Below are 26,637 nucleotides of genomic sequence, written 5' to 3'. Positions count from 1 at the left end.
CGCTCATTTTCAGGAGCCATTCCTGCACAATATATTCTAGTGGAATATATCGAGACATATAGGAACGGCCTAAATTTATCTGAATCCCTACGCCTGAAAGCCGTAAGAACTCAGGGCCGCCGCCCACATGTCCCTTCATCTAAATCACAATGTCAAAGAGCCGTCCAAACATTGAAGCGGACAGTGATCGTTCCCCGCTATCTCTATCGGGGGACATACTGTCCTGCTATGTTGGCGACCGTGCGTGGCGATAACCGTTGGTCATCACCGCGTCGGTGGAGTGGCATCTAGGCGCGTCAGACGAACCCGTCAACACCTTTCTCGCAAAAAATGAACCAAAAACAAAAATTACACCGCAACATCCCCTTCTTGCCTGCCCACATGAACCACGGCCAAGCCACGCCGATGTGATCCTTCCGATGTTCGACAATTCCGGGTTGGCACCAGGCGACATCATCCAGATTGGAGAATTGGAGGCCGCGCCCATCATGATATAGGCGGGTGGCGACGCCTGCCTCATTCCAGCTTCGTCGCCATGGCCGGCTCATCCTGAGGTGATTTGCGGCCGATCATGATCGATCATGCCCCCCCGTTTCAGAACGCTTTGTGATGAACGAGCACGTTGAAGGTCCGCAGCAGGATGCCGATATCCCGCGCCAGGCTCCAGCCGTGCAGATATTCCAGATCCGCCTCGATCCGCCGCAAGATGTCGCCGCGTGTTTCCGTCGCGCCACGGAAACCCCTGATTTGGGCCAGTCCCGTGATGCCGGGCTTGAGCGCGTGGCGATGCCAATATTGCCGATCGACCTGCCAGAAATAGGCGTTATCAGCGGTCGAGCCCAAGGCGTGCGGCCGCGGCCCGACGAGGCTCATTTCGCCGAGCAGAACATTGAATAGCTGGGGCAGTTCGTCGATGCTCGTACTGCGAATGAAGCGCCCGATGCGGGTCACACGGTCATCACTTCGACCGGTGGAACGGCTACCCAATGCGTCGCCGCAATCGGTCCGCATGCTGCGGAACTTGTAAATCCGGAACAAGCGGTTGCCGCGACCGATCCGTTGTTGGCGAAAGAAGACCGGCCCGGTGCTGTCGATCTTGATGGCGATCGCCACCAGAAGCAGCAACGGCAGCAGCGCAATGACCAGGGGCACGGTCAAGGCAATGTCGAGCAAACGCTTGCGCGCGCGGTCAGCAAGGTTGAGCGGGCCGCGCGAGACCACTAGGGTCGACGTGTCCAACCAGGTCCCTACCGCAAGGGGTGCAGTCTCCCCGACCTCTGGCACGACGACTTCGCCCTGAACATTGCTGCCCTTCAATATCTCGGCCCAACTCGCTCGTCGGGCAGCCGGACAAAGGATGATCGCCCTGTCATAATCACGCAGCAGCACGCCCAATTGGTGCAGTTTGTGCGGATCATCCTCTTCGGGGCGCAGCCCGATCTGGCGCGCATCGATCACGGCCGCCGCACCGCAATCATTGGGGCGCGCGATACCATCAAGGATCAATATCTCCGCGAACAACTGATTTCCGAAGCAACGCCGGACCGCATAGGCCATCAGTGAGCGCTGCACGACCAGCAGCCCCAGGCTGCCAAAGACGCCGAACAATATGCCTGAGCGCGGGAAGGTTCCCACCGCCTTCGATGCGAAAATTACAAGGAAGAACAGCAGCATGGTGGCACCAAATGCCAATGTCGCAGCGCGACAGCTGATCGTCGCGCTGGTCAGACAGGACATGCTGTAAGCCTGGCTGTGAAAGGCGATGATCGCAAAGACGAGAATGCCTGCGGATAATGATCCGATCATGTCCGACGAGGATGCCGGCGAGAGGCGCGCGCCTACGCCAAAGCCAATCAGCAGCGCCAAGCAATCAGCTGATAGCAACAGCAGGCACAGCCACAGGCGTGCATTGCGCCTGGCGATTAACGCCCCCGTTCCGCTCGCGCTGTGGAAACGCGCCGCCAAATCCGGATTTGCCATGGCCTGTCCTTTTCTCGTCGATTGTCGACCATTGGCACAGCAATGGCCGGGCGCTCCCAGTTGCGCAGCAGGCAGAGGAGCGAAATCAATTCAACCGACAAGAGCACGGACGCCTCAAAAACATCAATCCGTGACAACACCTAATAAATATTAACTAATAAAATATCAAAAATCAAATTTATATCGGAATGATTTTAGATGAATCGGCAATTTTGTTAACAGCGTAATTTCACTTATATTATTCTTATATTGTTTTTGCTAAAAAAACAGAGCATCGTCCTTTAATCCGAAAATGGGAGGTTCATGGAAATATGAACATTGCGCTCTGCGCCGGGGCGACAATCATATTGCTCATTTGGGCGATCGGCCTTTATCACCTCTGGCAACGTCAAAATGCATCGCTCGTCGAAATCAAGCCAGCATGGCCAGATCGCCTTTTCGCAATTTTCTGGCTCCCGATCGCACTATTGGCGCTCATCGCAACAATCCCCTCGCTATGGCGACAAAAAGCACCACGGCGGCAGAAATATTGACGCTCATCCATCCAGCCTCCGGCCTATTCCCGCCGCAAATGCAACTCTCAGGGCATCCGAAAGATTGCGCGTCTTGAGCTTTGCCATCAGGTTTGCGCGATGAATTTCGATCGTGCGCGGGCTGATGCCCAATTGCAGGGCGATGTGCTTGTTCGGTAGCCCCATTGTCAGGCCTGCCAGAACATCGCGCTCGCGCGGCGTCAACTTTTCCACCAGCGATTGCGCCTGCGCGACCCTTTGTCGGCGCGCACCATTATCATATAGCACCGACCAGGCGTTCTCGACCGCCTGCAACAGGCTCTGTCGCTCGAACGGCTTCACCAGGAAATCCACGGCGCCCATCTTCATTGCCGCGACCGTCACGGCAATGTCGCCATGCCCCGTCAGCATGATGACCGGAAAATTGAGATCCGCTTCATTGAGACGGCGCTGCACCTCCAGTCCATCCATGTCGGGCATGCGCAGGTCCAGGATGACACAGCCCGGCGGCTCGGTCGGCGCGGCGGCAAGAAAATGAGCGCCCCTCTGCCAAGTGCGGACCGAATATCCTTCAAGCTCCAACAAGAATGCCGTTGCCGCTCTGACGGAATATTCGTCGTCCACGATGTGAATCGTCTTCATTTCCTCCACAAAGAATCCCCTTCTTACGCTTCAATGTGAAACAAAAGCAGCTGCCGGCAGGCGCGGGCTCAACCCAGATCCGCCCGCCATGGGCCTCCACAATTGTTCGACAAATGGACAATCCGACCCCAGTTCCCTCTTCCTTGGTCGTGACAAAGGCGTCGAACAGCCGCTCGCGGATTTCCGCAGCGATGCCCGAGCCAGTGTCGGTAATCATGACTTGGGTGGTAAGCTCATCGACGCGGGATGCGTGGATCGTCAGTATCCGCTCATCCATGTTGCGCATCGCATCGATGGCATTGCGACAAAGATTGCCGATCACCTGCTGGATCTGGACCGGATCGGCGAATACCGGCCCCGCGTCCGGCGCAACCCGAAGCACGACACGGACTTGCGCACGGGCAGCTGCGGGGCGGACGAGCGCAATGCTGCTGCGCACCATTTCGCCGATATCCTGCACCTCCAGTTGCGCTTCGCCACTACTGGTGAAATCGCGCAAATGGCGCATGATCGCCCCCGCCCGCACCGCTTCGCTCGACGCGAGATGGAAAATTTCGTCCAGCTTCGCCCGACTCCCGCCGTTGAGATTGTTGAGCAGGATGCTGCCCCCCTCCATATAGGCTGCAAGCGCTGTCAATGGCTGGGTCAACTCGTGCGACAGCATCGACGCCATCGCGCCCATTGCGCTATAGCGGGTGCCATCCAGCATTTCCGCCTGCAGGGTTTCCAGCCGAGCCTTCGTCGCCTCCTGTTCGGAAAGGTCGCGCACAAAGGCCGTAAACCTTGTGCCGCCGTTCGCTTCCATCCGCACGAAGGTCATCTCGGTTGGAAAATTCGAGCCATTATGATGCCGGCCGATCAACTGCCGCTCGATCTTTTCCGAAACATCGACGATCCGGAATGGATATTCGTCAGGCACTTCGTCTTCAGAAGGACAGACCAGCAGCAGGCTCTCGAAATTCTGGCCTTTGAGATCCACCAGATCATAGCCGAACATGCGGGAGGCCGCTTCGTTGATATATTCGATGCAGCCGTCGGCATCGAATACGAAGACGGCGTCCGGCGCGGTCTCCAATATCAACCGCAACTCATGCTCCCGCTCCTGCAGCGCAAGCTCATGCGCGCGCTCCAGCGTGACGTCGCGGATCAGGTTGGCAAAGCCCTGCAACGCTCCGTCATTGTCGTACAATGCCGTGACAACGCAATTTTGCAGATAGATCGTGCCATCGCTGCGGCAGCATTCATGATCGAATTCCCAGCTGCCATGCTGGCGGGCGAAGGCGAAGGCCTGCGCCATGCGCGCCTTGATCTCCGCGCGCCCTGGGTAGAGCAGCGCGACATGGCGATGCATCACCTCGCCGGTCAACCAGCCGGTAAAGCGCTCGGCGCCTCGATTCCAATGCAGGATGACCCCCGAAACATCGGTCATGTAGAGGGCATAATGCGCCGCGCCGTCGGTCAGCAGCTTCATCTGCGTCATCAGCCGGCCGACATGGGCAGCCTGATATTCCGCCCTAGCGCGCCAGAATGTCGCGCGAAGCGCCACGACGTTGGCGGCAACCAGGGCCATGAGGAAGGCGCCCGCCGCAAGCAGCCCGCCATGAAAGCCTTCAAGCAGATAAGTGACCGCCAAGGCGGCGATACCAGCCAGAAAGCCCGGTCCGGCGCCGAGCAGCATCGTCGTAAACAATGCAACGAATGTGAATATCACATAAAATTCGCTGGAGAAGGACGGATATTCATCGGCCTGAAAAGCGGCGAGCGCGATCGCGACCATGGCCAACCCGACCAGATAGCGACTGACCCCACTCCACGAGACGTGGCGCCTGAGGCAACGCAATCTGACCAGCGAAAAGCTGGCGCGGACTTGGCCCGCCTTGGAGATCGGCATGATGTTAAATCGTCTGACGGCTGCGAACATAACTCAAACCCCGCGCTTAACGCCCAGAATTATTTCATATGCTGCGACCGTCACCCTGAAAGGGATGGCAGAAACCGGCTCACGTCTTCAATCGGACGTCTGCCCCATGCTCACCCCTGACCGATTATTGATCCAGTTGGAGGTTTACATAATTCTCTGCTGCAATGCGCAATTTTTAACATCGGCATTAGGGGAAGTATAGTAGGTAGTTTTACACATTTTGAGAAATTTCGTTCCGCAGCTGCAAAATGTCATTGCCGGAGGATTTCCAAAAATGTCCACTTCGGAAATTTAACTGGTGGAGGACACGCGTTTGCCCCCTGCCCGTGCGAAATGGAACATGTCGATGACAATGGTCCGTCCGACCAGTCCGAGGACGACCATATAGACCGCTGCCCCAGCGATGACCGTCGACAACAGCATCGGAATCGGCGCTTGGCCGGCCAATGCGAACCGGAACCCCCATAGAAAAACAGCCATGACCAGCGATGCGACGACACTGGGCCGCAGCGCCTTCCAATAATCCCGCCATCCCAGCGGCAGCAGAACCACAACTGGCCAGACGGACAGGGGATAGAGGATATAGGCGCGCGCCGTGAACGCGGCAGCGACCGCAGCCATCCCATATTCAACGGCAAAGAAGAAGGTGACAATATTGACCAGCGCATAAATGCCCGCCAGCCAAGTCTGCCATTGCGGCTTTCCCATGGCGAGCATCAGCGACTGATTGTAAATGCCGATCGCCTGGAGCGCGCCGAACAGGCTGAGATAGCGCATCACATCGGCTGCCGCCGCCCAACGCGGACCGAACAACAGGAAAATAAACTCGTCCGATACGATCGCCAGGCCGACAAAGGCCGGGGTCGTTATGGACGATGTCGCCGACACTATTCTAAGGAAAGCCTTTGCAAGGCGGGGCGGATCCCCCTTGAGTTGCGAGAAGACCGGAAGTGCCACACGGGACAGCGCACGCGCCAGCATCAGATTGGCGGCCAGCAAAGCCCGCTTGCCGACGGTATAAATGCCTGTCGCTGCGCCGCCGAGCGCCAGGCCGATGACCATGATGTCAGCATTGGCGTTGAAGAAATTCGCAGCGCCCGTCACGCCGACATGACGGCCATAGAAAAGCACGTCCCTTGCCTTTTCCCGTGAAAAACGCAGTCGGGGTCGCATCGGGCAGGCGGCCCACAGGATTATCGTTCCGATGACCGCTACGGCCAGATTTTGTGCCACCAGCGCCATCACGCCATAACCGGCCACGGCCAGTGCTATTCCGACAAGGCCGCCCACCAGGGTCGAGATTGTCGAGCGCGTGGCCAATGGCCGCATCAGCAAGGCCCGCGTCAGCCAAGCCTGTGGCACGACGTTCAGCGCACCCAGGAAATTCGCGACGCTCAGCCATTGCAAAACCATGCCCAAGCCCTGATGGGCGGCGGTCCGCTCAACCAAGTCGGCTAGCAAGAAGGTCGCGATCAGCAGCAGCGCGCCGGCCGCAGCAGAAATCCAGAAGGCCGTATCATCCAAGTCGGCATCGGCAGCGCCGCCCTTGCTCACAAGCGATGCACTGATCCCCGACAATATGATCATCTGGAACCATTGCCCCACGAGCAGGGCCATGGCGACGATGCCCAGCATCGTCGCATCGACATAGCGCGCAATCACGAGGAAGGTCAGGAACTGCAACAGTTGCACACCCCAACTTTCCAGGATGGACCAGGCCATGCCTGAACGGACTGCGCGCCCCAACCCCGGACCTGACATATCGCCCTCCCCCTAGCTACGTCGAAAATCGTCGGTCGCCCGGACATGCTTCACGAATGCCGCGGGGTTGCCCCGCCACACCTGTCGGGCGGGAATATCATCAAAGACCACTGATCCGGCTGCCACCACGGAATGATCGCCGATCGACACGCCGGGCAAGATGATGGCGTTGCGGCCAATCCAGACGTTGCGACCGATGGTGATCGGCCGGGGCCTTACGGAGCGCCCTTCATGAACGGGATGGAAGCTCGTGTCGAACATCGCAACATTGTCACCGATACGCGACCCACCGCCGACATCGATCCGCGCAGCGCTGAAGATATGAACTCCCGTGTTCAACGAAACCTCGTCGCCAAGAATGATAGCCCCCTGCGGAACCGTAGCCAGGCGAATCCGGGTCGGTTCATTCCGCAGGCGGACATTGTTGCCAATGACCAAGGATCCGGGGTTCCGGAGATAAGGCACGCCACCCCGCACGCGCAGGCCCCGCCCCGGTTGGCAGCCTTGCGCGCGGAGTCGCATCACTGTCAGCCGCGCGTAAAGATGATCCAGCTGTGCAGACAGAAATTGCAATGCCAAACCCGTTCTCCGACTGGCGCTCACGCGACAAGCATGAGCCGAAAGCCTGAATAGCGGCGCGCCTCTACGATCGAATGGGCGCCAAGAACCAAACGCACCATGCAGATCCGCTCATGAAAACGCGTCCGCCTCGGACAAGATGGCACGTGCATCGAGTGCTCGCGTCACTCACCCGAACAAACACCAAGTTCACACATAATAAAATCATGTTCCATTATGTATTTGCACCTAATTGATAGGTGTTACCCCTGATGTTGACTAATACCGCAGTTGCGTAAGAATTTCCGCAATCAGGATCCACGCAATATTATTGAGATCGGGATATCAAATGATCGTTTCTTCAATGGAGACGCAATTGCTTTCGCCGATCAACGCGCCTGGACGCAAAATAGCGATGATGAATGCATCGCCTTTCGCCGTCGACCGGAAGCTATTTACATGAACGAAATCGGTTATCAGCCCATCATAGCAGTGACCGGCGCGACTGGCTTCGTTGGCGGGGCGCTCGCACGTCAACTCCTGCAAATGGGCTACCGCGTCCGCTCGATGTGCCGCAGGCCCCTTACCGAAGCGGAGCGCGAGAGCGGCATAGAGTGGATCGAAGGCTCGCTGACAGACACTGATCGTTTCGACGCACTGCTTCGGGACGCACGCTATTGTTTTCACATCGCCGCGATGTTCCGTACCGAAGGACCGCGCAAGGCGTTCATGCAGGTCAATCGGGATGCTACTCGAGCCCTGCTCGAAGCGAGCCGACGGGCCGGCGTCGAGCGCTTCATCTATTGCTCGTCGATTGGTGTCCACGGGAATGTGGCCGACGCCCCCGCAGACGAAAATGCGCCATTCGACCCCCGCGATCCCTATCAGGAAAGCAAGTTGCGAGCCGAAGATCTCTGCCGTGACGAAATGGGCCGGCCGGGCATGAGCGTCGTCATCGTTCGCCCCTGCTCCACCTATGGGCCAGGCGACACCCGGATGCTAAAGCTGTTCCGCCTGGTCCAGCGCCGCCGTTTTCTGTTTGCGGGTCGGCAAACACCCAATTTCCATCCTGTCTACATTGATGACCTGATCGCCGGCTACATATTGACGATGGTTCATCCCGATGCGCCATCGGGTACCTTCATCCTGGGTGATCGCGCCTTCCTGCCGCTGCGCGACTATGTAAGGGCCGTCGCTACCGCCTTGGACGTACCACCGCCCAAGACGACCATCCCCTACAGCCTCGCGCTGATGGCCGCGCGCCTGTGCGAAGCACTTTATGCGCCGCTGGGATTGCAACCCCCATTACCTCGTCGCCAGATGACCATCTTCAAGCATAACCGCGCGTTCAGCATCAGGCGGGCGCAGACGGTCCTCGGCTATCAGCCGCTGATCAATCTGGAGGAAGGCTTTCGTCGCACCATCACCTGGTATCGGCAGCAGGGGATGCTCGCATGACCATGTCCATTGGAACTCTTGCCGACCTAACGGGCAAGCCAGCGGCCGATTCTCGTCCGATCTCGGCGATCGCGGCGATGCAAGCTCCAGGCACCGGCAAAGGAAAATACCGCTGTGGTCAGCGCGAGAGGAGCCGCGATGCTGCAAACCGCCAGCATTGCCAGAGCCGATCCGGCCCCTGTGCCCCAACGAACGAACCGGCGTGTGGCACGAGTATAATCGTCGACGATCACGTTGACATCATCGAGCATTATCCATTCCCGTTGGCTCTTCGCCCGCGCCATGATCGGCCGCACCGCCCCGTCAGGCAGCGTCAGCGCACGGATCATGATCATATCTCCGATATCGACATCGACGCGCGCGGGCAGTTCGACGCAATATTCATCTTCAACCTGCCGGCGATAATGGATCATGCGCATTTCCGCATCGCCCGACTGGCCAACCTCGGTCACGACACCCCGCATCAACAACAATCCGACGCTGCCGAAATGAGTCAGCAACGCAGCATGTCGTTCACGTCCGGCGACCGCCCGCGCCGCATGTCGCAACGTGGGCGCGATAGCGACATCCCCCCTCGCCTGCCTGTTCCCGATCGGTGCCATGCCCTACAATCTATTCCTTTGCCACGCTGTGCTAGCACAGGCGGGCAGCGCTGACCATGAGCGCCCCTCAGCACCCGAGACGGACGGTCCTTGCGATCCGATGTGCTGCCCTCCTCTTGACGGCATGCCCCTGGATGGCCTGCGCGGAGCCACCGTTGTCGGGAATCAACCTCGCGGGCGGAGAGTTCAACTCGGGCAGGAAGCCGGGTATTTTCGGGAAGGATTATATCTACCCCAATACCCGCACCGCGGCGCCCTTCGTCGCGATGGGCATGAAGATCGTCCGGGTTCCAATATTGTGGGAGCGGATCCAGCCCATCTCGCTCCAGCCCCTTTCGACTGCCGAACAGGCCCGCCTCGACAAGGTCGTGGCGATCCTGGCGCCGTTCCGGATCATCATCCTCGACATCCATAATTATGGCGCCAACGGGGGGCAGCGACTGGATCAATCGCCAGATGGCAGCGCGAAACTTGCCGATCTGTGGCGCCGGCTGGCCGAGCATTATCGCGGGAACCGGCAGGTGGCCTTCGGCCTGATGAATGAACCGAACGGCATGGCTCCAGCACGCTGGCGATCGATGGTGGACGAAAGCGTCGTCGCCATCCGAAAGGCGGGTGCGCGCAACATGCTGTTCGTGCCGGGCTCCAACTGGACCGGCGCGCATAGCTGGATCGCTGGCGGCCGCGCCTCCAACGCTGCCGCCTTCCAGAACTTCCGCGATCCAGCCGGCAATTATGCGATCGAGATGCACCAATATCTGGACTCGGACAGTTCCGGGATGAAGGCGGAATGCGAAGCACCGCCGGTCATCCAACGCCGCATGGAAGCGGCGACAAAATGGCTTCGGGACAACCGCCACAAGGGCTTCCTTGGCGAGTTCGGCGCCCCAGCAAATGCCGCCTGCCTCGACAGCCTAGACGCCCTGCTCAAGCATCTCGATGCCAATGCCGATGTCTGGATGGGTTGGGCCTATTGGGCCGGCGGCCCATGGTGGGGCGCAAACTATCCCATGAGCCTGCAACCCGTACAAGGCAAAGCCCGGCCACAGGCAGCCATTGTTGCAAAATACAGTCAGACGGGAGCCGCAAGATGACCCGCCTGCATTATGCGCGCCTTCCCCTTGCCTGCTCGATCGCCTTGGGCTGCCCAGCCTTTGCGCAGGTCGAAGTGCCGCCTGACGGCCTGACCGTGGCACCCACGGTGCGCATGCTCTACGACGACAACGTCCTGCGGCAGAGCGATGAAGTCGTCTCCGGCGACAAGGACGATCTTCGCATCACCCCGGCGCTCGATGTCACCTTCAGAAAAAATCTGGGTGTCCATCAGGTCACGGTCGTGGGTTCGTTGGGCTATGACTTCCATCAGCGCTACAGCAATCTCGATCGGGAGCGCGTTACGCTCACCGCCAAGGGCGATGTAAAGGTCAGCGCGCTCTGCTATCTGCGTCCAAGCGCGCGCCTGAATTTCGCACAAGCCGATCTGGCCGATCAAGGCATGATCGTCGGCAACAGTGAACGCACCCAGGATTATGCGGTCACCGCCGAATGCGACAAGCCTTATGGCTATTACCCCGTCATCAAGCTCGGCTATCTGCAAACGAACAATAGCGTCGATTCACGCCGGCCGTTCGACATCCGCACCCGCAGCGCGGGCATTGGTATCGCCTATAGCAAGGCGAGCCTTGGCGACATCCGACTGATGTTCAACGTCGAAGCTTTCCGCCGTCCCCACTGGTCAGACGAGACGTCCGAACTGCGCATGAGCCGCGGTGCCGACAATTATCGGGTTGGGATCGAGTTCAAACGCGCTGTCGCTCCGCGTCTCAGTTGGAGTGCCGGAATTGGCTATATTCATACCAAGGCGCGTGATGAACGGGTCGATGACTATTCGGGCCTGGGCTATCATGCCGGCGCCGTCTATCGGCCATCGCCGCGCACCTCCCTGGTATTCGACGGCAGCCGAAGCACCAGTAACCAGAGCAACACCGGCGCGACCTATATCGTCCTGACCAATTTTTCGCTGCGCGGCAATGCGACCCTCAGTTCGCGATCTTCGATCCAGGCTGGCGCGAGCTATGCCAGGCGCCAGTTCAAGGGCGAGTTGTTGATCGACACCGACATGATGCGCGGTACCGACGAAACGATCGCGCTCAACGCCGGATATCGATTTGCACTGCGCAGCCGCCTGACGGCCGGCGCGGACGTTCGCCACGAATGGCGTGAAAGCGCAGTCGAGCGCTACCGATATAAATCGACATCAATGATGCTGTCCCTTGGCCTTACATTGTGAGGAGCATGGCCATGTTCTTACCCCGTGCGATGCGAAACCTGTGCAGTTCCCTTCTTCTGGCCGCGCTCGCCAATCCCGTATTGGCCGGCGTCGACAACAAGGAGGCTGTCGCCGCCTATGTCCTGGGTGCCAATGACGAGATACGCGTCTCGATATTCGGCGCCTATCCGATCGAAGTCAAAACGCGGATCAAGGAAGATGGGCGCATCACCCTGCCGAGCATCGGCGACGTGGTCGCGGAGGGATCCACGACCAACGCCCTTGCAAACAATATCCGCCGGCAATTGCAGACCGGCGGATATTTCGTCGATCCGATCGTCAATGTCGAAGTCGTGAGCTTCGTCAGTCGATCGGTCACGATGTTCGGCAACCTCCAGAACCCTGGGCTCTACCCCCTGGATCGGCCTCAGACGATCGCGATGATGCTGGCTCGCACCGGCGGCGCCCGGGCGGACGCGGCGGACTATGCGATCCTGCAACGAACGGGAGAAGCGGATCGCCGGATTGCCCTCAGCGATCTCGACCCGCAAAGCGGTACCGGTCAGTTCCTGCGCGCAGGCGATTCCATCTTCGTGCCGAAGGCCGAGGAGGTATTCATCTACGGCCAGGTGAACAAGCCCGGCCGCGTCGCCTTCGAAACCGGCATGACCCTGCGCCAGATGCTGGCCCAGGCCGGCGGGCCGACTTTGGGCGGATCGGAAAAGAAGATCACGCTGCACCGTGGCACAGAGATCATCAAGAAGGCCAGCCTCGATATGCTGGTCAAGCCTGGTGACGTCTACACCGTCAACGAGCGGACCTTCTGAGATGCGATCCGGTATCCTGACAGGAGGCATTGCGTGAATATCTTCACCAGAATTGCCCGTTGGCTCCGACGAACGCCCGAGCCCGAGCGTCGCCGAGAAGCGCCTGGCCGGCGTTCCCGAGCGACGGGCAGCGTGCCTGAAAATGCGCAATCGGCCGGTGCTGCATCCGTCACGCCGTCTACAAATGCAGCCATGTCGGCTGACGCTGTCCGATCAGCGATACGCAAGGGGTTCAATGCCACCCAGCCCGTCACGGCCGCCCGCCATCTTCATGGTCGGCAGCAGGAGATGGATCTGCTGGTGGAGGGGGTGCTCGACCGCGGCAATCATGCGATGATCTTTGGCGGCCGTGGAACAGGCAAGACCTCGCTAGCGCGCGTCTTCGCCAATGTTGCCGACAATCGCGGCTATCTGGTCTTCTACATGGCCTGCGAGCCTGGGCAGGATTTCACCAGCCTGATCTCGCCGTTCCTCGATGCCGCCCGCGGAAACCTGCCGCGCTCACCCGCGACAGATACGCCGATCGTCGTTGGACCGCGCGATGTCGTGGAAGCACTCGCCGAACATGGGCAGCGAAAATTCATCTTCATCCTCGACGAGTTCGACCGCATCACTGATCCGGCTGTTCTTGGCGAATTGTCGCGCACCATGAAGCTGCTATCCGACGCGGCCCTGCCGGTTCATATTCTGGCTGTCGGCATCGCATCCGGATTGAGCCAGCTCATCGAAGGCCATGAATCGCTGCGGCGGCACATGACCGCCGTTCCCATCGTGCGGATCGACACAGCCGCCGTGTTCGACCTGATCGATCGCGGCGGCGCCCAGGCCGGCCTCAACTTCAGTGATGCCGCGCGCGAGACAATTGCCCATGTCGCATGCGGCTCCCCCTATCATGTCCGCCTGTTCTGCGCGCTGGCCTGCCTGGAAACCCTCAGGCAGCGCAAGACGATCGTCGAAATGCCGGCAACGCTCGCGGGAATGATGCGCGCGGTCGACGACTGGACGATCACCAATCCGACAGATGCTGCGCTGTTCCATGAGGCCATCGATCTGGGTGCTGGCCATTGGCCGGTGATCGAGCAGGTCGTCCGCGCCGCGATCGTTCCTCCCGGACTAGCACCGGAACAGCAGGCGCCGCATATCGACCGCGACGGTCCGGTCCTGGAAATCCTGCGCCGCGCCATGCACGCCCGGCCGGGCAGCACCGCCCTCATGTTCCGGGACAGCCTCGCCCCCCAGTTCTTGCTCGGCATGTTGTCTGCCAGCCGCCACGGCGACCACCTGACCCGGCGTGTCGTCAGCCTTGTAGAAGGGCAGCGCCAAAGCGCTGCATCGTAAGGGACCGATAGGATGTACATGTTCGACATAACGCGAGCCATCCTGCAGCGTTGGAGGATGGCAGCCGCCATCTTCTGCTGCGTCATGGCGCTGACGGTCCTGTGGATTGCGATCACGCCACGCGAATATCGCGCGACCGCCACCTTGTTGTTCGACAACCGCGCACCGGATCCAACCGGCGGCAAATCGAACGAGGCGACCGGGGAATCCATGCTCGCGACGGAGTCCAGAATCCTGCAGAGCGAGGTGATCGCCCGCAAGGTGGCCGAGCGGCTTGGCCTTTTCAAAAATCCGGCCATGCGCGCACGTTGGCAGGAGCAGACAAACGGCAACCAGAGTTTCGAAGGCTGGATCAGCCGCAGCGTCCAGTCGGGTTTGCAGGTTTCGCCCAGCGCGACCGGCAATACGATCGACGTCTCCTACCGCAGCCTCGATCCACAGCGTTCGGCGTTGATGGCCAACAGCTTCGCCCAGGCCTTCAATGATGCGCGCCTGGGCATCAGCAACGAATTCGCCCAGCGCTTTGCTGCCTGGTACAAGAAACAGATCGCCGCGTCCGAACAGCGCATGGAAGAGGCGCAGGCACGGCTCGCCGATTTCCAGCGCGCCCATGGCATTGTCGCCACTGGCGCCATCGATGCGGAAAGCACGCGCCTCAGCGAATTGTCGTCGAAACTGTCGTCGGCCGAAGCCGTTGCTGCGGAGGCCCGGTCGCGCGCGGCGGGCGGCGCCAATATGCCCGACATTCAATCGAGCGGGGTGATCCAGGGGCTAAGGGCGCAGATCGCAGCCAAATCGGCGGAAATCAGCCAGATGGCTGCCGAACTCGGCCCCAATCATGCGACGATGCGTGCCGCACAGCAGCAGTTGCGCCAGATGCAGGACAGTTTGGCCCAGGAAACCGGCAAGATGTCGGGCACGCTGGCGGCCGCCAGTTCGGCGGCATCGGCCAATCAGGGCACGATGCAGGCCCTGCTCGACCAGCATCGCGGACGCATGCTGTCGCTCGCGGCCGATCGCGGAAAGCTCGCCGTGCTGGAAAGCAATGTGGAATCGGCGCGCAAGGAATATGAGGCGCAGACCGAACAATTCTCGCAGTTGCATGCCACCAGCACGGCCCCGTCACTCAATATCGTGCGGCTCGACATTGCAGAACCGCCGATGATCCCCAACGCGCCCAATATCGGCGTGCGGTTCCTGATGATGACGATGGTGGCCCTCATGCTCGCAATCGGCTCAGTCATCCTAGCCGAATGGCTCAGTCCGCGCGTCCGCAGCCGTAACACCGTCACCTATCTTACCGGCGTGCCGTTGCTTGGTCAGGCAGACCTGCGCGTCAACGGCAAGCAACTCCGTATCGAAGGAGGCAATTGGTCATGAGGCTTCGCTCGACTGAACCGGTAGAGGATGTCTATCCCGGCCTGCCGCCGACTTACGATGGCGATACGCGCGAGGAAACGGCGACTGTCCACGCCAATGTCGATCCCGCGATCGCGGTGATCCACGCTCCCAGCGCGATGCTGGCCGAACAAGCGCGGGACATCCAGTCGACCCTGTCTGCAATGCGCCATCCCGACGGTCGCGCGCCCGGCTCTATCGCGGTCATCGCAATCGAGGCGAGCGAGCAGGCGGCCATATTGACGGCGAATATCGCCGTATCGGCAGCCCTGAGCGGTCTGCGCACCTTGATCGTAGACATGGAGCATTCCGGCTTCGTCCAACATCGCCTGCTTGGCATGAATGCACGAACAGGCTCGCCGGACGACATGGATGAGCCATTTCAGTTGGTCCAGCCGAGCAGTATCCGGTCGTTATTCGTCATGGCCGCGCCCCAGCAGGATGGCTGCGCCATCGACGGCAGTCCGCTTGCGCCACTGTCGCAACGCCTGTCGTCGCTGACGGCTCACTTCGATCTGTGCCTGGTCGACGCCAGCCATATCGACGATCTCGCTCATGCGGCAGGCAGCGCCGATTGCGCGATCGTTGCGGTCCAGCGCGATCAGACATCCACCAGCGAGCTCAAGGCCGTGATCAACAAGATGACCATGCTGAACACGGTGCTGATCGGCACCATCATGTTGATCTAGCGGTCAGCGATCGTCGGCACCAAGGGGGTCTGATATGAAAATCGCCCATATTTCCCGACAATATCATCCCGGACTCGGCGGGCTGGAAAGCTTCACCAGAAATCTGTGCCGCGAACAGGCTCGCGCCGGGCACCAGGTCAGGATGATCACCCTGGACCGCATCTTCGACGGCGACGACGCACCCTTGCCGCGATGCGAAATCATCGACGATGTAGAGGTGGTCCGGATACCCTATCGGGGTGGACGTCGCTATCCGCTCGCACCATCCGTGCTGCACCATCTGGACGATTGCGACATCGTCCATGTCCACGCCGTCGATTTCTTCGCCGACTATCTGGCACTGACCCGGCTGCTGCACCGCAAACCGCTGGTCCTGTCCACGCATGGCGGCTTCTTTCATACCGGCTATGCCCGTCGATTGAAGCAATTCTACTTTCACAGCATGACCCGCCTTTCACTGGCTGGATATCGGGCGATCATTGCCTGCAGCGAAGCGGACTATGAGACGTTCGCCAAGGTCAATCGTCGCGCACTTACCTTGGTCGAAAACGGCGTGGACACGGTCAAGTTCGCCGGTCTTGCGCAATCGCCTTCCGCCGAGCATCGCTTCATCTATTTCGGCCGGATCGCGCCGAACAAGCGGATCGACCTGTTGATCCATTGGTTTGCGCATCTGCACCGGCTGGACCGCAAGGCCCGGCTGATCATCGCGGGAAAGCCGATGGGTGTCACCTTCGCCGATCTGCAACAGATCGTCGAACAACTCGGCTTGGGCGATCTGGTGGAATTTCATGATAGCCCCAGCGACGAGGCCCTGCAGGCACTGATTGCCCGGAGTACCATCTTCGCATCGCCCAGCGCCTATGAAGGTTTCGGTATTTCCCTGATCGAGGGGGTGTCCGCCGGACTATATCCGGTCGTCAGCGACATTCCGGCGCATCGTCGCTCCTGCGTCAAGCTCGATACCGGCAGCCTGATCGATTTCACCGATCCGTTGTCCGCTGCCCGCACCCTGCAGGACATTCGCAAGGCGCAGCAACGCTCGCCCTCCCCGACCACTGCCGCAGGTCTGCTGGCTTATGGCTGGCCGGGCGTGAGCGCCAGGATCTCGGCCATCTACGAACATATTCTGGGACGTCAAACCCGCCAGATTGGGCCGCTTCGCCTTGCCGTTCTTTCGGAGAGCGACGCGCTGAAAGCAGTTTCGGACCTCATCAGGGACCAGGCGCCGCGCGTGGTAGCATTCGGCAATGCCCATCTGATCAACCAGGCACGGCGGGTCGAGGGCGTCGCAGCCGCGCTGAACGACGCGCTGGTCCTTAATGACGGCGTCGGCGTCGATATCGCAAGTCGCCTCCGCTACGGGAACTCTTTCCCTCACAATCTGAACGGCACCGACTTCATTCCCCAACTCCTGAAGAACTATCCGGACCGCCTCCGGCTATTCCTGGTAGGCGCAGCCCCCGGTATTGCGGAGCGCGCAGCCGCGATCCTGGAAGAGCGCCATCCCCATATTCGAATAGTCGGCACCCGCCATGGCTTCTTCGACCCGCAAGAAGAGGAGCATCTGAGCCGCCACATTCGGGAGAGCGGCGCTGATCTGGTGATCGCGGCGATGGGGAACCCCCGCCAGGAATTGTGGGCGGCCAAATGGGCATCCCATATCGGCCGCCCCATATTGTGCGCGGGCGCCTTGCTCGATTTCACCGCCGGCCATGTCCCGCGCGCGCCTGTCTGGCTGCGCCGCATGCGCATGGAATGGATATTCCGGCTCATGAACGAACCGACCCGACTGGCAGACCGCTATTTGCGCGGCAATGTCACCTTCCTCATGAATGCCATCCGTGACGCCAGGAGTGGCTACTCGGACGGCCCGATCCCGCCGTCATCACCCCACTCCCACGCTGTCCGCAACGCCGATGCCGCCTGATCCTGTGCAGCCCTACCCAAGTGAACTGCGGGCCGTACGCCGGATCGCGGTCATCATCCCCTATTTCCAGCGTGAACGGGGTATCCTGCAGCAGGCCCTCCGCTCGATCGTTGCGCAAACATTCACCGCGCCCACCGAGGTGGAACTCCTCATAATCGACGATAGTTCGCCCATTCCGGCGCAGGACGAACTGGCAGACATGGAATTGCCACCCTGGCTGAACCTCCGAACCATGCAGCAATCGAACGCCGGGCCCGCTGCTGCGCGCAATCACGGCCTTGATCAGATCGGACCCGACATCGACTATGTCGCCTTCCTGGACTCCGATGACAGTTGGGCGCCAGATCATCTGCAACAAGGCGTGGACGCGCTCGAACTGGGGCATGATTTCTATTTCTGCGACAGCGCTATGCCGCCGTCCAGCCTGTTCGCCTCGCTGACACTCTTTGCGCAGGGCGCCAATGAGGATGCGTTCGAACCCCTGCCTCTGGGCGGGCAAATCTATCGCCTGCAGCCCGACCGCGCGGGGCAATTCATGGTGCAGGAATATCTCTGCCAGACATCCGCCGTAATCCTGCGCCACAGGGCGATGCGCGATCTCCGGTTCGAGGAACGGCTTCGCTATGCCGGCGAAGACTGGCTGATGTGGGTGCGGCTGGCGCACAGCGTTGAGGGGATCTGCTTCTCCAAGCTGGCCAAGGCCCAGCGGGGAGAAGGTATCAATCTCTATCGCGATGCGCATGAGCGCCTTGGTGCCAAAAATCTGCGCCGCCTCATGTCGATGGTACTCGCCAATCGATTGATGAAGATCACGCCGGGCATCAGCGCCGCTGCCGCGTGCCTGACCGACCAGCGCATCATGATCTTGCGCCGAGAGATGGCGGCGATCCTGCTTCACCCCCGTGTCTATCAGGGCCTGAAAAATGGTGAGCAGCGTCGCATCATCCTGGATGCCTATCGGCTCATGAACGTGTCGCTGCTGCCATTATGGCGCGACATCATCATTCGAAAGATGCGCTGGCACAGCCCCCGTCTGGACGAGGCCATGACATGAAACTCTTCTATTATCGCGCCAAGGAAGGGAATTTTGGCGACGACCTCAACGGCTGGCTGTGGGAGGAGCTTGCTCCAGGCCGTTGGTCCGACGAAGCTGATACGCTGTTCTGCGGCATCGGCACGATCATCGGCAATCATATGCCGCCCGCATCGCGGATCAGAATTTTCTCCAGTGGCCTGGGCTATAGGCCGGTGCCCGAGGATTTCTCGACCGATCGCTGGGATGTGGTGGCGTTACGCGGCCCGCTCACGGCGCGCGTCCTCAACCGCCCGGATCGGGCGATTGCCGATGGCGCGCTGCTGCTTTCCACGCTGGATCGGCTCAAGCCCCTACCCGAAGCGGAGCGCGACCGGCCCATCTTCATTCCCCACTACGAGGCGATGGATGAAGGCGACTGGGCTGCGGCCTGCGCTACCGCCGACGTAAAGCTGGTGGACCCACGGCAATGCGCGCATCAGGTCATCGACGAAATCCGCCGGTCACGGCTGGTCATCGCCGATTCGATGCACGCCGCGATCATCGCCGATACGCTGCGCGTACCCTGGGTTCCGGTCTCCAGTTCGGGAAGGATCAACAGCTTCAAATGGCTCGACTGGTCGCTTTCCCTCAACTTGCCCTATGAACCGCGAATATTGCCTGCCGCGACGTTGGACACTGCCTATCGCGACGGAGTCCGGCGTCTGGTCGGTGAACATTATCGACTTGCGCATCCTGATGCAGAAGGCGCGCTTGCGCATCAAAGGCAGATGACCCGTCGTGAACAGCGGCCCTGGTGGATGTCCGTGCGGCCAAAACTGAAACATCATCTGCTCGCCCTGCCCCGGCGTCTGCCACAACCACCCGCGGTCGCGCGGCGTATCGCCACATGGAACCGGCGGCAACACGGCCGCATCGCCTCGGCACTTGAACAATTGAAGAGCGAGGCGGGATTTCTGAGCGACGATCGGATCTTTGCAAGCCGTGTTGATCAGCTCAGCGTCGAGTTCGACAAGCTGGTGCGTTCGGGCTGAACTATCCGCGCCATCTGCGCGCGATGATGCCAGCGACGGATCAGATGGCGTCCCAGCATGGGCCAGTTGCTCCAGTCCGTCATCATCGCCTCCAGCAATGCCATCGGCTTGCGTGCGCGAAGATGCGGATAGACGCGGTTCCAGCTATGCTGCTGCCTAATGGCGCTGGCGCGACGGGCCAACAACCGTGACAGAACACGATCATCGCGAACGCGAGGCAGATCCAGCATGGCAAGACTATGGGCGCGCATTGCATCCAGGTTCAATAATGTCCGGGATTGCCCCGATCCCTGATCCGAAATGGAGCCCTGCCGCTGAGTGAACAGATAATGCGGCTCTGCACTCAGAATGAAACGACCGTCTGCCAGCAGGCAATCGATGATGAAGGCGAAATCTTCGCCGTGCCGCAACTGGGGCGGGTAGCGCAGACAACGGGTCGTCAGGAAGCGGCGACGAAAGATCGGCTTGAGCTGGCCGAAATCGAACGGCGAGCGCCCTGTGATCGCGTTGCGGACGAATTCGGCCGGTCGGATATGCCGGATCGGCTGCGCTGTCCGCGACAATGCCGTCCCGACCACTGTGCCGGCGTGCCAATCATAGAAAAACAGATTGTCCGCGACCAGATCGGCGTCATGCCGATCGCCGAGCGCGGTCAGATAAACCAGTCTGCCCGGTGCGAACGCATCATCGGCGTCCAGTATCGCGATCCATTCGCCCCGCGCGGCCCCAATCCCCAGATTCCGCGCGACCGAAGGGCCACCATTGGCCTCGCTTAGCACCAGTCGCACCCGTGAGTCCTGCTCCATCAACCGTTCGGCGATTGCCACGGTTTTGTCGCCGGACGCGTCATCGACGATGATCACCTCCACCGGGAGTTTCTGCGCAAGCGCAGATTGCACCGCGCGATCCAGGCTGTCCTCGGCGTTGAACGCCGCAATCACGACACTGACAAGGGGGAGCACAGGAGCAGTCACGGGACTTTGCATAGGTGTTATGCCTTACTCGAAAGCGATAATAAGATTCGATATACCAATCGATGAAACCGCAACGAATTGAGGAATTTCACCTAGTGGAATTATCTGACACACCCAACGTTGCAATATACAGAAGAGGCTTCCTTCCTCTTTCTGAAACCTTCATATCAGATCACATACAGGGCCTTAATAGATATAATCCGATCATAATAACTGAGAACATATTGAACGGATACTCTATTAACGGTCACACTCCCCATCTGTTGCATCGCGCCCAGGCGGGCAAATATGAAAAAGTCTATAATCGACTGACCGGCCGATATCGCCATGTCGGCGATGTCCTGTCGGCTCCCTCGACGCGATTGATCCACGCGCATTTCCTGCAGGATGGGGCGAACATCCTGTCCCTTGCCGCGCGAAGGAACATCCCACTGGTCGTCACCGCCCATGGCTATGATGCAACGGTGACCGCGCGCGAACATGCGCGCCGCACCGAGGGACTTTGGTATCTGATGCTCAAGCCCTTCCTTCTACGTTACGCCCATGGCATCATCTGCGTATCCCAGTGGATCAAGCAGTGCCTGCTCGACGCAGGTTATCCCGACCACAAGCTGCGCGTCATTCCGCTGGGTATCGACACGTCCAGCCTGCCGCCGCCACCCGCCGCCCATGGCCGCCGGGGCGCCCTCTTCGTCGGCCGTCTGGTCGAGAAGAAGGGGGTCAATTTCCTGCTGGACGCCTGGGCGAAGTTGCCCGAACGCATTCGAAGCGAACCGCTCACCATCATCGGCGACGGCCCCCTGATGCCCACCCTGGTCGCCCAGGCCCATCGGCTTGGTATCCAGCCGCATTTCCTGGGCGCACGATCTCGCGCGGAAGTCTTCGCGGCCATGGCCCGTCACCGCATCTTCGCGATGCCGAGTGTGCGCGCGGCAAACGGCGATTCCGAAGGGCTTCCCATCGTGCTGATGGAAGCGCAAGCGATGGGCATGGCGGTGATCGCATTTGACGATGGTCCGATGCGCGAAGCGATCAAACCCGGCATGACCGGCTTGCTCGCACGATCGCGCAACAGCCACGACTTTGCCGACCATCTGCAAACGCTTCTGGGTGCGCCGGACCTGTGCGGCGATTTTGGCCGAGCCGGCCGGTCCCATGTGGCCGCCAAGTTCGACCTCCGCAACCGCGTAGCCGCCCTGGAAGACTATTATGACGAGATCCTTGCCAGCACGGAGGCCCGTTCATGATCGGACAATCCGCCGCAAAGCCAAACCCGGTTCACGCCGAAGGGCGCCGCGTCCTCATCATCTCGCGCCATGACTATCGGACCCGGCGCCGCGCGAGCGTGCATTTCGTGGCGCGCCATATGGCGCAACAGGGCCATCAGGTGACCTTCATGTCGATCGGCTATAGCTGGCTGTCGCGCCTGCGTGGTGACAGCCGAGCCGATCTGTTTGATCGCGCCAATGCCTGGGAACAGGTGGACGGGCTGCAGGCCTATCTGTGGCGCAGTGCATGGCACCCTGTGAAGTTGCCGGTCTCAGGCAAGGTGGAATCCTGGCTTTACAGCAAATGGGCCAGAAACCGCTGCACCGCGCTGGACGAAGCGGCAGGCGCGGCAGACATCATCATCGTCGAATCCGGCATTGCGCCGGCATTGCTGAAGCGCATCCGAGCCGTCGCACCCTCGGCGCGGATCGTCTATCGGGCCACGGATCTTCTATCCACCGCCGGCGTGCCTGAATGCATTGAAGACATGCTTTGGCAATCGGAGGCCGATATCGACCTGATCGTGGTCGTCGCTCGCTCCATGCTCCCGCATTTCGAGGCCTTCAACTGCCCCAAATTATTCATTCCGCATGGCGTCGATACTGTTTTGCTTAATCAGGCAACAGACAGTCCCTACGCGACCAAGCGCAACGCGGTCACGGTCGGATCGATGCTGTTCGATGCCGGGGCGATCCGCACCCTCGCGCTGGCACGCCCGGAATTCACCTTCCACACCATCGGATCGCCCAAGAGCGTCTTTCCGACCAATGTGATCCAGCATGACGAGATGCCTTTTGCGCAAACGCTCCCCTATCTCCAGCATGCCGATGTCGGGATCGCGGCCTATCAGCGCGCGGCTGCCGCCGCCTATCTCGCCGATTCCAGCCTCAAACTCCTGCAATATAAGGCAATCGGCCTGCCCGCCGTTTGCCCCGATTTCGCCGTTGGCGACCATGCCCTGCGCTTTGGCTATCGGCCTGATCATCCGCAGGAGATCGTCGAGGCTTTTGATCGGGCGCTGAACGCTGGCCGCAGCCCGGTGGCGAGCAAGGATTGGAGCGATGTTGCCGCCAGGCTCGTCGAGGCTTCTCTTGGCTGAGATTGCCCTTTCTCTATCGGCTCGCGCGCGGCGCGACGCGGTGCATCGACGCAGCCTGATCCATGACAGGCTCGTCAACTATGTCGCCGCTGGACTGCTAGTCGCCACGGTCCTCTTCAATCCGGCCCTGGCCTGGGTCAACGCGCATCTATTCCCGATGACCGCCGGCATCGTGTCCGCCGCGCAGGGCAGCATCGTTCTGACCGCGCTGCTGGTCGGGACCATGCAACCGGTCCAACATAGTTTTCGGTGGCTGGCGCTGACTTGGATCATGGTCCTTTCGGCGCTGCTGACGAGCGCGATCAAGGGATATTTCGAACCCAAGATCCTGGGCGACATATTGTTGATCCCGGCCTTCATTCTGCTTGGAACCCGCATTGAAGGCGTGTTGCTGCGTCAGACAATGTTGTCGTTGCAATTGCTGATCATGTTGGTCGGCCTGTGGGAGCTGGCGAGCCCTGGCGGCTTTGGTTCGACCTTTCGCGTGATCGACTATTATGTGCAGACCCGTGGCTATGACGCAGATGCCTTCTGGGCCGGTGGCGACCTATTTCTCAGTTCGGAACGTCCCGGCGGCCGCATGCTGCTCGACGGCCTTGGCCTACATCGCGGATCATCGCTGTTTCTGGAGCCGGTATCGCTCGGCAACTGGGCGATCGTCGGCACCATCTTCACGGCAGCCATGTGGCGGTCTCTGTCGAACGGCGCGCGGCTATTCATGCTGGTTTCGACGGCGGTGCTGCTGGTCACGTGCGATGGCAGGCTTGCGCTCAGCGTGATCCTGCTCTTCTGCCTCTATTTGCCGATCAGCGCCTATGTTCCGGATCAATGGAGCGTCGCCTATCTGCCGTTGCTGCTTGTCGCATTGGTCGGGGGCGAAGCGCTGGGAATTTTGGCGGAGCATCAAGACAATCTTCCCGGACGGCTCAGCGTCGGGCTCGATGCGCTGCGATCGATGGACCTTGACCAGTTGTTGGGCATCCGCGCGGATCGGGTCCGGTTCGATGACGCCGGCTGGGCCGATTTCGTCCAGGCCCAATCCGTGGTGATCGCGATCGGGCTCTGGTTGGCACTCGCCTGCAGCAGCTTCGGCCGCGATCCCGGCAACCGGATGGCAAAGCATGGCATTATGCTCTTCCTCGCACTCTGCCTGCCCATCAGCAATTCACTGCTGTCAATCAAGACAGCCGCCCTGATGTGGGTCGTCTACGGCTTCTGTTACGCCCGCGGACGCCTGACGCGCATGGAAGGAAACGCCGCATGAGCCCTGGCCGTCATATACCGGCGCTCGACGGCATCAGAGGCTTTGCTGCCCTGCTCGTCGTATTCTGCCACTTCCGCACGTTCGGCTATCCCGAACTTCTGCATCCGCGCGCCGGCGATTATGGCGTCCTGCTGTTCTTCACGCTCAGCGGCTTTCTCATGGGCCATCTCTACCTCCCCAGATCGCCCGACCGAGATGCGTTGGCATCCTACGCTGCGGCGCGCATAGCCCGCATCGTGCCGCTCTACGCCTGTGTCTCGCTGCTATCCTTCCTGATCTATCGCTTCGTCTACGCCGATTTCATCTATCCGATCGGACTGATCGAACTGGTCCGGCAGGGAACATTCACCAGTACCGTATCGGTCTTCTGGTCGATCGGGCCGGAGTTCCAATTCTACTTTCTCTTCCCGGCGATCTGGGCGGCCACCCATGCGAAGCAACCGCTACGCGGCTGGCTATATGTGCTGATCGGGCTGATCGTGGCAGGCTGCTATGCAGCGAGCCCTTGGCTGCCGGGCATCTTTGCCCTGGCTAAGATGCACATCTTCATGACCGGAATTCTCTGCGCAGTACTGGTCCGACAGATCCCGGAAGACCGCATGACGCGATTATTCCCGCCGCTGCTGCTGTTCACCGCGGCCTTTATCTGGGTCCTCATCGCACCCCCTGCTTCAGTCAGCGCATGGGTATTCCCGCCCGTGACCAACGATCCGAAACACATCATCTACTATGCAGACCCTTTGAAGATCGTTGCCTGCGCCTTGGTCATTCTGGGCACAGCAATCCGTCATCCGTTCAACGACATGCTATGGGGCAATCCGTTGATGCGCCGACTGGGTGCATATAGCTTCTCGCTCTATCTGCTCCACATGCCCATCCTTCAATTGGTTCGCCTCGCCGGGCTTGCATGGGGCATCAGCATGCCCATGCAGATCCTGATCGCGACAATCTTGTCCTTGGCCGTCGCCGGCCTGTCTAACGAGATGTTTGAACGCCCCGTCGGCAATTGGGTCCGTCGCAAGCTGACCGATGCCCTGAACGGCCATGCCGCGACACGACCGTTGCCGTTAGCGGCAGAAAGCCCTTCTTCCTGACCAGTCAAACAGGCGCGGCCAACTGGAAGAATGGACAAGCTTGTCTTGCGCAATCCTGCCAGTCGATTAGGTGTTCGAACGGATTTCAATCCGCTGCCAATCAATCACTCTCATGAACTCATTCCTTGCGGGAGACGAGCATGAGACCTCGGAGGCAATCGACCGCCCTGCGAAAAGGTACAACGCAAGGCATGCCCGATGCCAAGTATTAAGCTTCAGCCAAATTTCGTGGAAAAGATCTGGGGAAAGGACGTCGTCCCTAACCACCCTGTCGACAAATTGGGCAAGCGCATCGGCGAATTGTGGTTTGGATCTCCGTCTGGAACCAGGCCCCCGCTACAGGTTAGGTACATCTATACCAGCGTTAGATTGTCGACCCATATTCACGCCCACCGCGAATCCACCGGCCAGGAAGAATGCTGGTACATCCTCGAGGCGGAGCCTGCATCGATGATCGGCATCGGCACGATCGTTCCGCTGAAACAGCCGCTGCAGCACCATGCGGCGGAAATTGAAGCATGGGCGCAGTTCATCGATTGGCGGCCGGCTCGCGCCGGCGATTTCTATTTCGTGCCGGCTGGCACCATATATGCGATTGGCGCCGGCATATCTCTTGTCGAAGTGCAGCAGAATATCGACCTGACCTGCAATCGCGATGGACATGACCGCACTCGCGACCTTGAGACGAAGGCGACCGCCGGAGATCTGCAAACCGAGCAGCGCCCTGCCGTTGCCCTGCATCGTCCACTTGGCTGCAGCGGCGTCCTGCTAGATGATGGGCCTTTCGGTTTGCGACTGGCACATATGCAGGGCGGAGACGCGCTGCACGTGACCAACAGCGGCCTCGCCTGGTTCATTCCGTTGCGGGGGCGCGGGGACATCGATGGCCTGACCTGGCGGGCGGGGGAGTGCTGGTTGCTGACCCAACCCACTCCCCTGATCCGCGCGGCCAGTGACACCGACTATCTGTTCGCAACGGTGTAAT

The 26,637-nt window shown here is 60.2% G+C and carries 24 protein-coding genes and 1 pseudogene; 17 read left to right on the top strand and 8 right to left on the bottom strand.

Going from position 1 to position 26,637, the window contains the following annotated elements; genetic code table 11:
* The first annotated feature begins 257 nt into the window (after positions 1 to 257).
* Positions 258 to 497: a hypothetical protein gene (locus tag AC0KVN_RS07990; RefSeq protein WP_435566614.1), complete on the top strand. Its 240-nt coding sequence runs from the start codon at positions 258 to 260 to the stop codon at positions 495 to 497.
* A gap of 97 nt (positions 498 to 594) precedes the next feature.
* On the opposite strand, the gene AC0KVN_RS07985 is transcribed toward AC0KVN_RS07990, so the two are convergent.
* Positions 595 to 1,980: a sugar transferase gene (locus AC0KVN_RS07985; RefSeq protein WP_097383293.1), complete on the bottom strand. Its 1,386-nt coding sequence runs from the start codon at positions 1,978 to 1,980 to the stop codon at positions 595 to 597.
* Between the two features lie 311 nt (positions 1,981 to 2,291).
* Here AC0KVN_RS07985 and AC0KVN_RS07980 point away from each other — a divergent pair, with 311 nt between their 5' ends.
* Positions 2,292 to 2,513, top strand: coding sequence for a hypothetical protein (locus AC0KVN_RS07980; RefSeq protein WP_435566613.1), 222 nt, complete (start codon positions 2,292 to 2,294; stop codon positions 2,511 to 2,513).
* A gap of 3 nt (positions 2,514 to 2,516) precedes the next feature.
* Here AC0KVN_RS07980 and AC0KVN_RS07975 read toward each other — a convergent pair whose 3' ends face one another.
* The 5 genes and pseudogenes from AC0KVN_RS07975 to AC0KVN_RS07955 form a co-directional block, all read right to left on the bottom strand.
* Positions 2,517 to 3,134: a response regulator transcription factor gene (locus AC0KVN_RS07975; protein ID WP_072894451.1), complete on the bottom strand. Its 618-nt coding sequence runs from the start codon at positions 3,132 to 3,134 to the stop codon at positions 2,517 to 2,519.
* Entirely contained in the window at positions 3,064 to 4,302 is a 1,239-nt protein-coding gene (locus AC0KVN_RS07970; RefSeq protein WP_235654829.1) for a two-component system sensor histidine kinase NtrB, read from the bottom strand. The genes AC0KVN_RS07975 and AC0KVN_RS07970 overlap by 71 nt, the downstream gene beginning before the upstream one ends.
* Before the next feature lie 15 nt (positions 4,303 to 4,317).
* Positions 4,318 to 4,563, bottom strand: a pseudogene (locus tag AC0KVN_RS07965) (PAS domain-containing protein); the annotation flags it as partial.
* A gap of 783 nt (positions 4,564 to 5,346) precedes the next feature.
* Positions 5,347 to 6,777 (bottom strand): lipopolysaccharide biosynthesis protein, encoded by a 1,431-nt coding sequence (locus tag AC0KVN_RS07960; protein WP_435566612.1) that lies wholly within the window; start codon positions 6,775 to 6,777, stop codon positions 5,347 to 5,349.
* A 51-nt stretch (positions 6,778 to 6,828) separates the two neighbouring features.
* Positions 6,829 to 7,395: an acyltransferase gene (locus tag AC0KVN_RS07955; RefSeq protein WP_004207140.1), complete on the bottom strand. Its 567-nt coding sequence runs from the start codon at positions 7,393 to 7,395 to the stop codon at positions 6,829 to 6,831.
* 270 nt (positions 7,396 to 7,665) lie between these two features.
* Between AC0KVN_RS07955 and AC0KVN_RS07950 the strand changes: the two genes are divergently transcribed.
* Positions 7,666 to 8,832, top strand: coding sequence for an NAD-dependent epimerase/dehydratase family protein (locus tag AC0KVN_RS07950; protein WP_435566611.1), 1,167 nt, complete (start codon positions 7,666 to 7,668; stop codon positions 8,830 to 8,832).
* 26 nt (positions 8,833 to 8,858) lie between these two features.
* Here the strand turns inward: AC0KVN_RS07950 and AC0KVN_RS07945 are convergent, their stop codons facing one another.
* Entirely contained in the window at positions 8,859 to 9,434 is a 576-nt protein-coding gene (locus AC0KVN_RS07945; protein ID WP_435566610.1) for a hypothetical protein, read from the bottom strand.
* 155 nt (positions 9,435 to 9,589) lie between these two features.
* Here AC0KVN_RS07945 and AC0KVN_RS07940 point away from each other — a divergent pair, with 155 nt between their 5' ends.
* The 9 genes from AC0KVN_RS07940 (at position 9,590) to AC0KVN_RS07900 (ending at position 19,952) form a co-directional block, all read left to right on the top strand.
* Complete coding sequence (locus AC0KVN_RS07940) at positions 9,590 to 10,528, top strand: glycoside hydrolase family 5 protein (protein WP_435566609.1); 939 nt, start codon at positions 9,590 to 9,592, stop codon at positions 10,526 to 10,528.
* A complete protein-coding gene (locus tag AC0KVN_RS07935) occupies positions 10,525 to 11,724 on the top strand; it encodes an outer membrane beta-barrel protein (protein WP_435566608.1) in 1,200 nt (399 codons plus the stop codon). The genes AC0KVN_RS07940 and AC0KVN_RS07935 overlap by 4 nt, the downstream gene beginning before the upstream one ends.
* Before the next feature lie 11 nt (positions 11,725 to 11,735).
* Entirely contained in the window at positions 11,736 to 12,530 is a 795-nt protein-coding gene (locus tag AC0KVN_RS07930) for a polysaccharide biosynthesis/export family protein (RefSeq protein WP_100206924.1), read from the top strand.
* A 192-nt stretch (positions 12,531 to 12,722) separates the two neighbouring features.
* The gene (locus AC0KVN_RS07925) at positions 12,723 to 13,868 is read left to right on the top strand and encodes an AAA family ATPase (protein WP_435566607.1); all 1,146 of its coding nucleotides are present in this window, start codon (positions 12,723 to 12,725) and stop codon (positions 13,866 to 13,868) included.
* A gap of 57 nt (positions 13,869 to 13,925) precedes the next feature.
* The gene (locus tag AC0KVN_RS07920) at positions 13,926 to 15,248 is read left to right on the top strand and encodes an exopolysaccharide biosynthesis protein (protein WP_234832033.1); all 1,323 of its coding nucleotides are present in this window, start codon (positions 13,926 to 13,928) and stop codon (positions 15,246 to 15,248) included.
* The gene (locus AC0KVN_RS07915) at positions 15,245 to 15,955 is read left to right on the top strand and encodes a P-loop NTPase family protein (protein WP_017502682.1); all 711 of its coding nucleotides are present in this window, start codon (positions 15,245 to 15,247) and stop codon (positions 15,953 to 15,955) included. Before AC0KVN_RS07920 ends, AC0KVN_RS07915 begins: the two co-directional genes overlap by 4 nt.
* 34 nt (positions 15,956 to 15,989) lie before the next feature.
* Entirely contained in the window at positions 15,990 to 17,885 is a 1,896-nt protein-coding gene (locus tag AC0KVN_RS07910; protein WP_435566606.1) for a WecB/TagA/CpsF family glycosyltransferase, read from the top strand.
* Positions 17,875 to 18,939, top strand: a complete 1,065-nt coding sequence (locus tag AC0KVN_RS07905; RefSeq protein ID WP_435566605.1) for a glycosyltransferase family A protein — start codon at positions 17,875 to 17,877, stop codon at positions 18,937 to 18,939. Before AC0KVN_RS07910 ends, AC0KVN_RS07905 begins: the two co-directional genes overlap by 11 nt.
* Positions 18,936 to 19,952 (top strand): polysaccharide pyruvyl transferase family protein, encoded by a 1,017-nt coding sequence (locus AC0KVN_RS07900; protein ID WP_435566604.1) that lies wholly within the window; start codon positions 18,936 to 18,938, stop codon positions 19,950 to 19,952. Before AC0KVN_RS07905 ends, AC0KVN_RS07900 begins: the two co-directional genes overlap by 4 nt.
* Here AC0KVN_RS07900 and AC0KVN_RS07895 read toward each other — a convergent pair.
* Positions 19,910 to 20,926 carry a glycosyltransferase family 2 protein gene (locus AC0KVN_RS07895; RefSeq protein ID WP_435566603.1) on the bottom strand — a complete coding sequence of 339 codons (1,017 nt, stop codon included), beginning with the start codon at positions 20,924 to 20,926 and terminating at the stop codon, positions 19,910 to 19,912. The genes AC0KVN_RS07900 and AC0KVN_RS07895 overlap by 43 nt on opposite strands.
* A gap of 224 nt (positions 20,927 to 21,150) precedes the next feature.
* Here AC0KVN_RS07895 and AC0KVN_RS07890 point away from each other — a divergent pair, with 224 nt between their 5' ends.
* The 5 genes from AC0KVN_RS07890 (at position 21,151) to AC0KVN_RS07870 (ending at position 26,636) form a co-directional block, all read left to right on the top strand.
* On the top strand, positions 21,151 to 22,173 hold the full coding sequence (locus tag AC0KVN_RS07890; protein WP_234893225.1) for a glycosyltransferase: 1,023 nt from the start codon (positions 21,151 to 21,153) through the stop codon (positions 22,171 to 22,173).
* Complete coding sequence (locus AC0KVN_RS07885) at positions 22,170 to 23,294, top strand: GumK N-terminal domain-containing glycosyltransferase (RefSeq protein ID WP_435566602.1); 1,125 nt, start codon at positions 22,170 to 22,172, stop codon at positions 23,292 to 23,294. The genes AC0KVN_RS07890 and AC0KVN_RS07885 overlap by 4 nt, the downstream gene beginning before the upstream one ends.
* Positions 23,287 to 24,558 carry a polysaccharide biosynthesis protein GumE gene (locus AC0KVN_RS07880; RefSeq protein WP_435566601.1) on the top strand — a complete coding sequence of 424 codons (1,272 nt, stop codon included), beginning with the start codon at positions 23,287 to 23,289 and terminating at the stop codon, positions 24,556 to 24,558. Before AC0KVN_RS07885 ends, AC0KVN_RS07880 begins: the two co-directional genes overlap by 8 nt.
* The gene (locus tag AC0KVN_RS07875) at positions 24,555 to 25,652 is read left to right on the top strand and encodes an acyltransferase family protein (protein WP_435566600.1); all 1,098 of its coding nucleotides are present in this window, start codon (positions 24,555 to 24,557) and stop codon (positions 25,650 to 25,652) included. Before AC0KVN_RS07880 ends, AC0KVN_RS07875 begins: the two co-directional genes overlap by 4 nt.
* Before the next feature lie 369 nt (positions 25,653 to 26,021).
* Positions 26,022 to 26,636: a mannose-6-phosphate isomerase gene (locus AC0KVN_RS07870; RefSeq protein WP_318276784.1), complete on the top strand. Its 615-nt coding sequence runs from the start codon at positions 26,022 to 26,024 to the stop codon at positions 26,634 to 26,636.
* The last annotated feature ends 1 nt before the right edge of the window (position 26,637 follow it).

The organism is Sphingobium sp. SG1 (assembly GCF_057063145.1).
The sequence above is the reverse complement of the archived record's forward strand: the minus strand, read 5'-3'. Positions and strand labels throughout refer to the sequence as shown.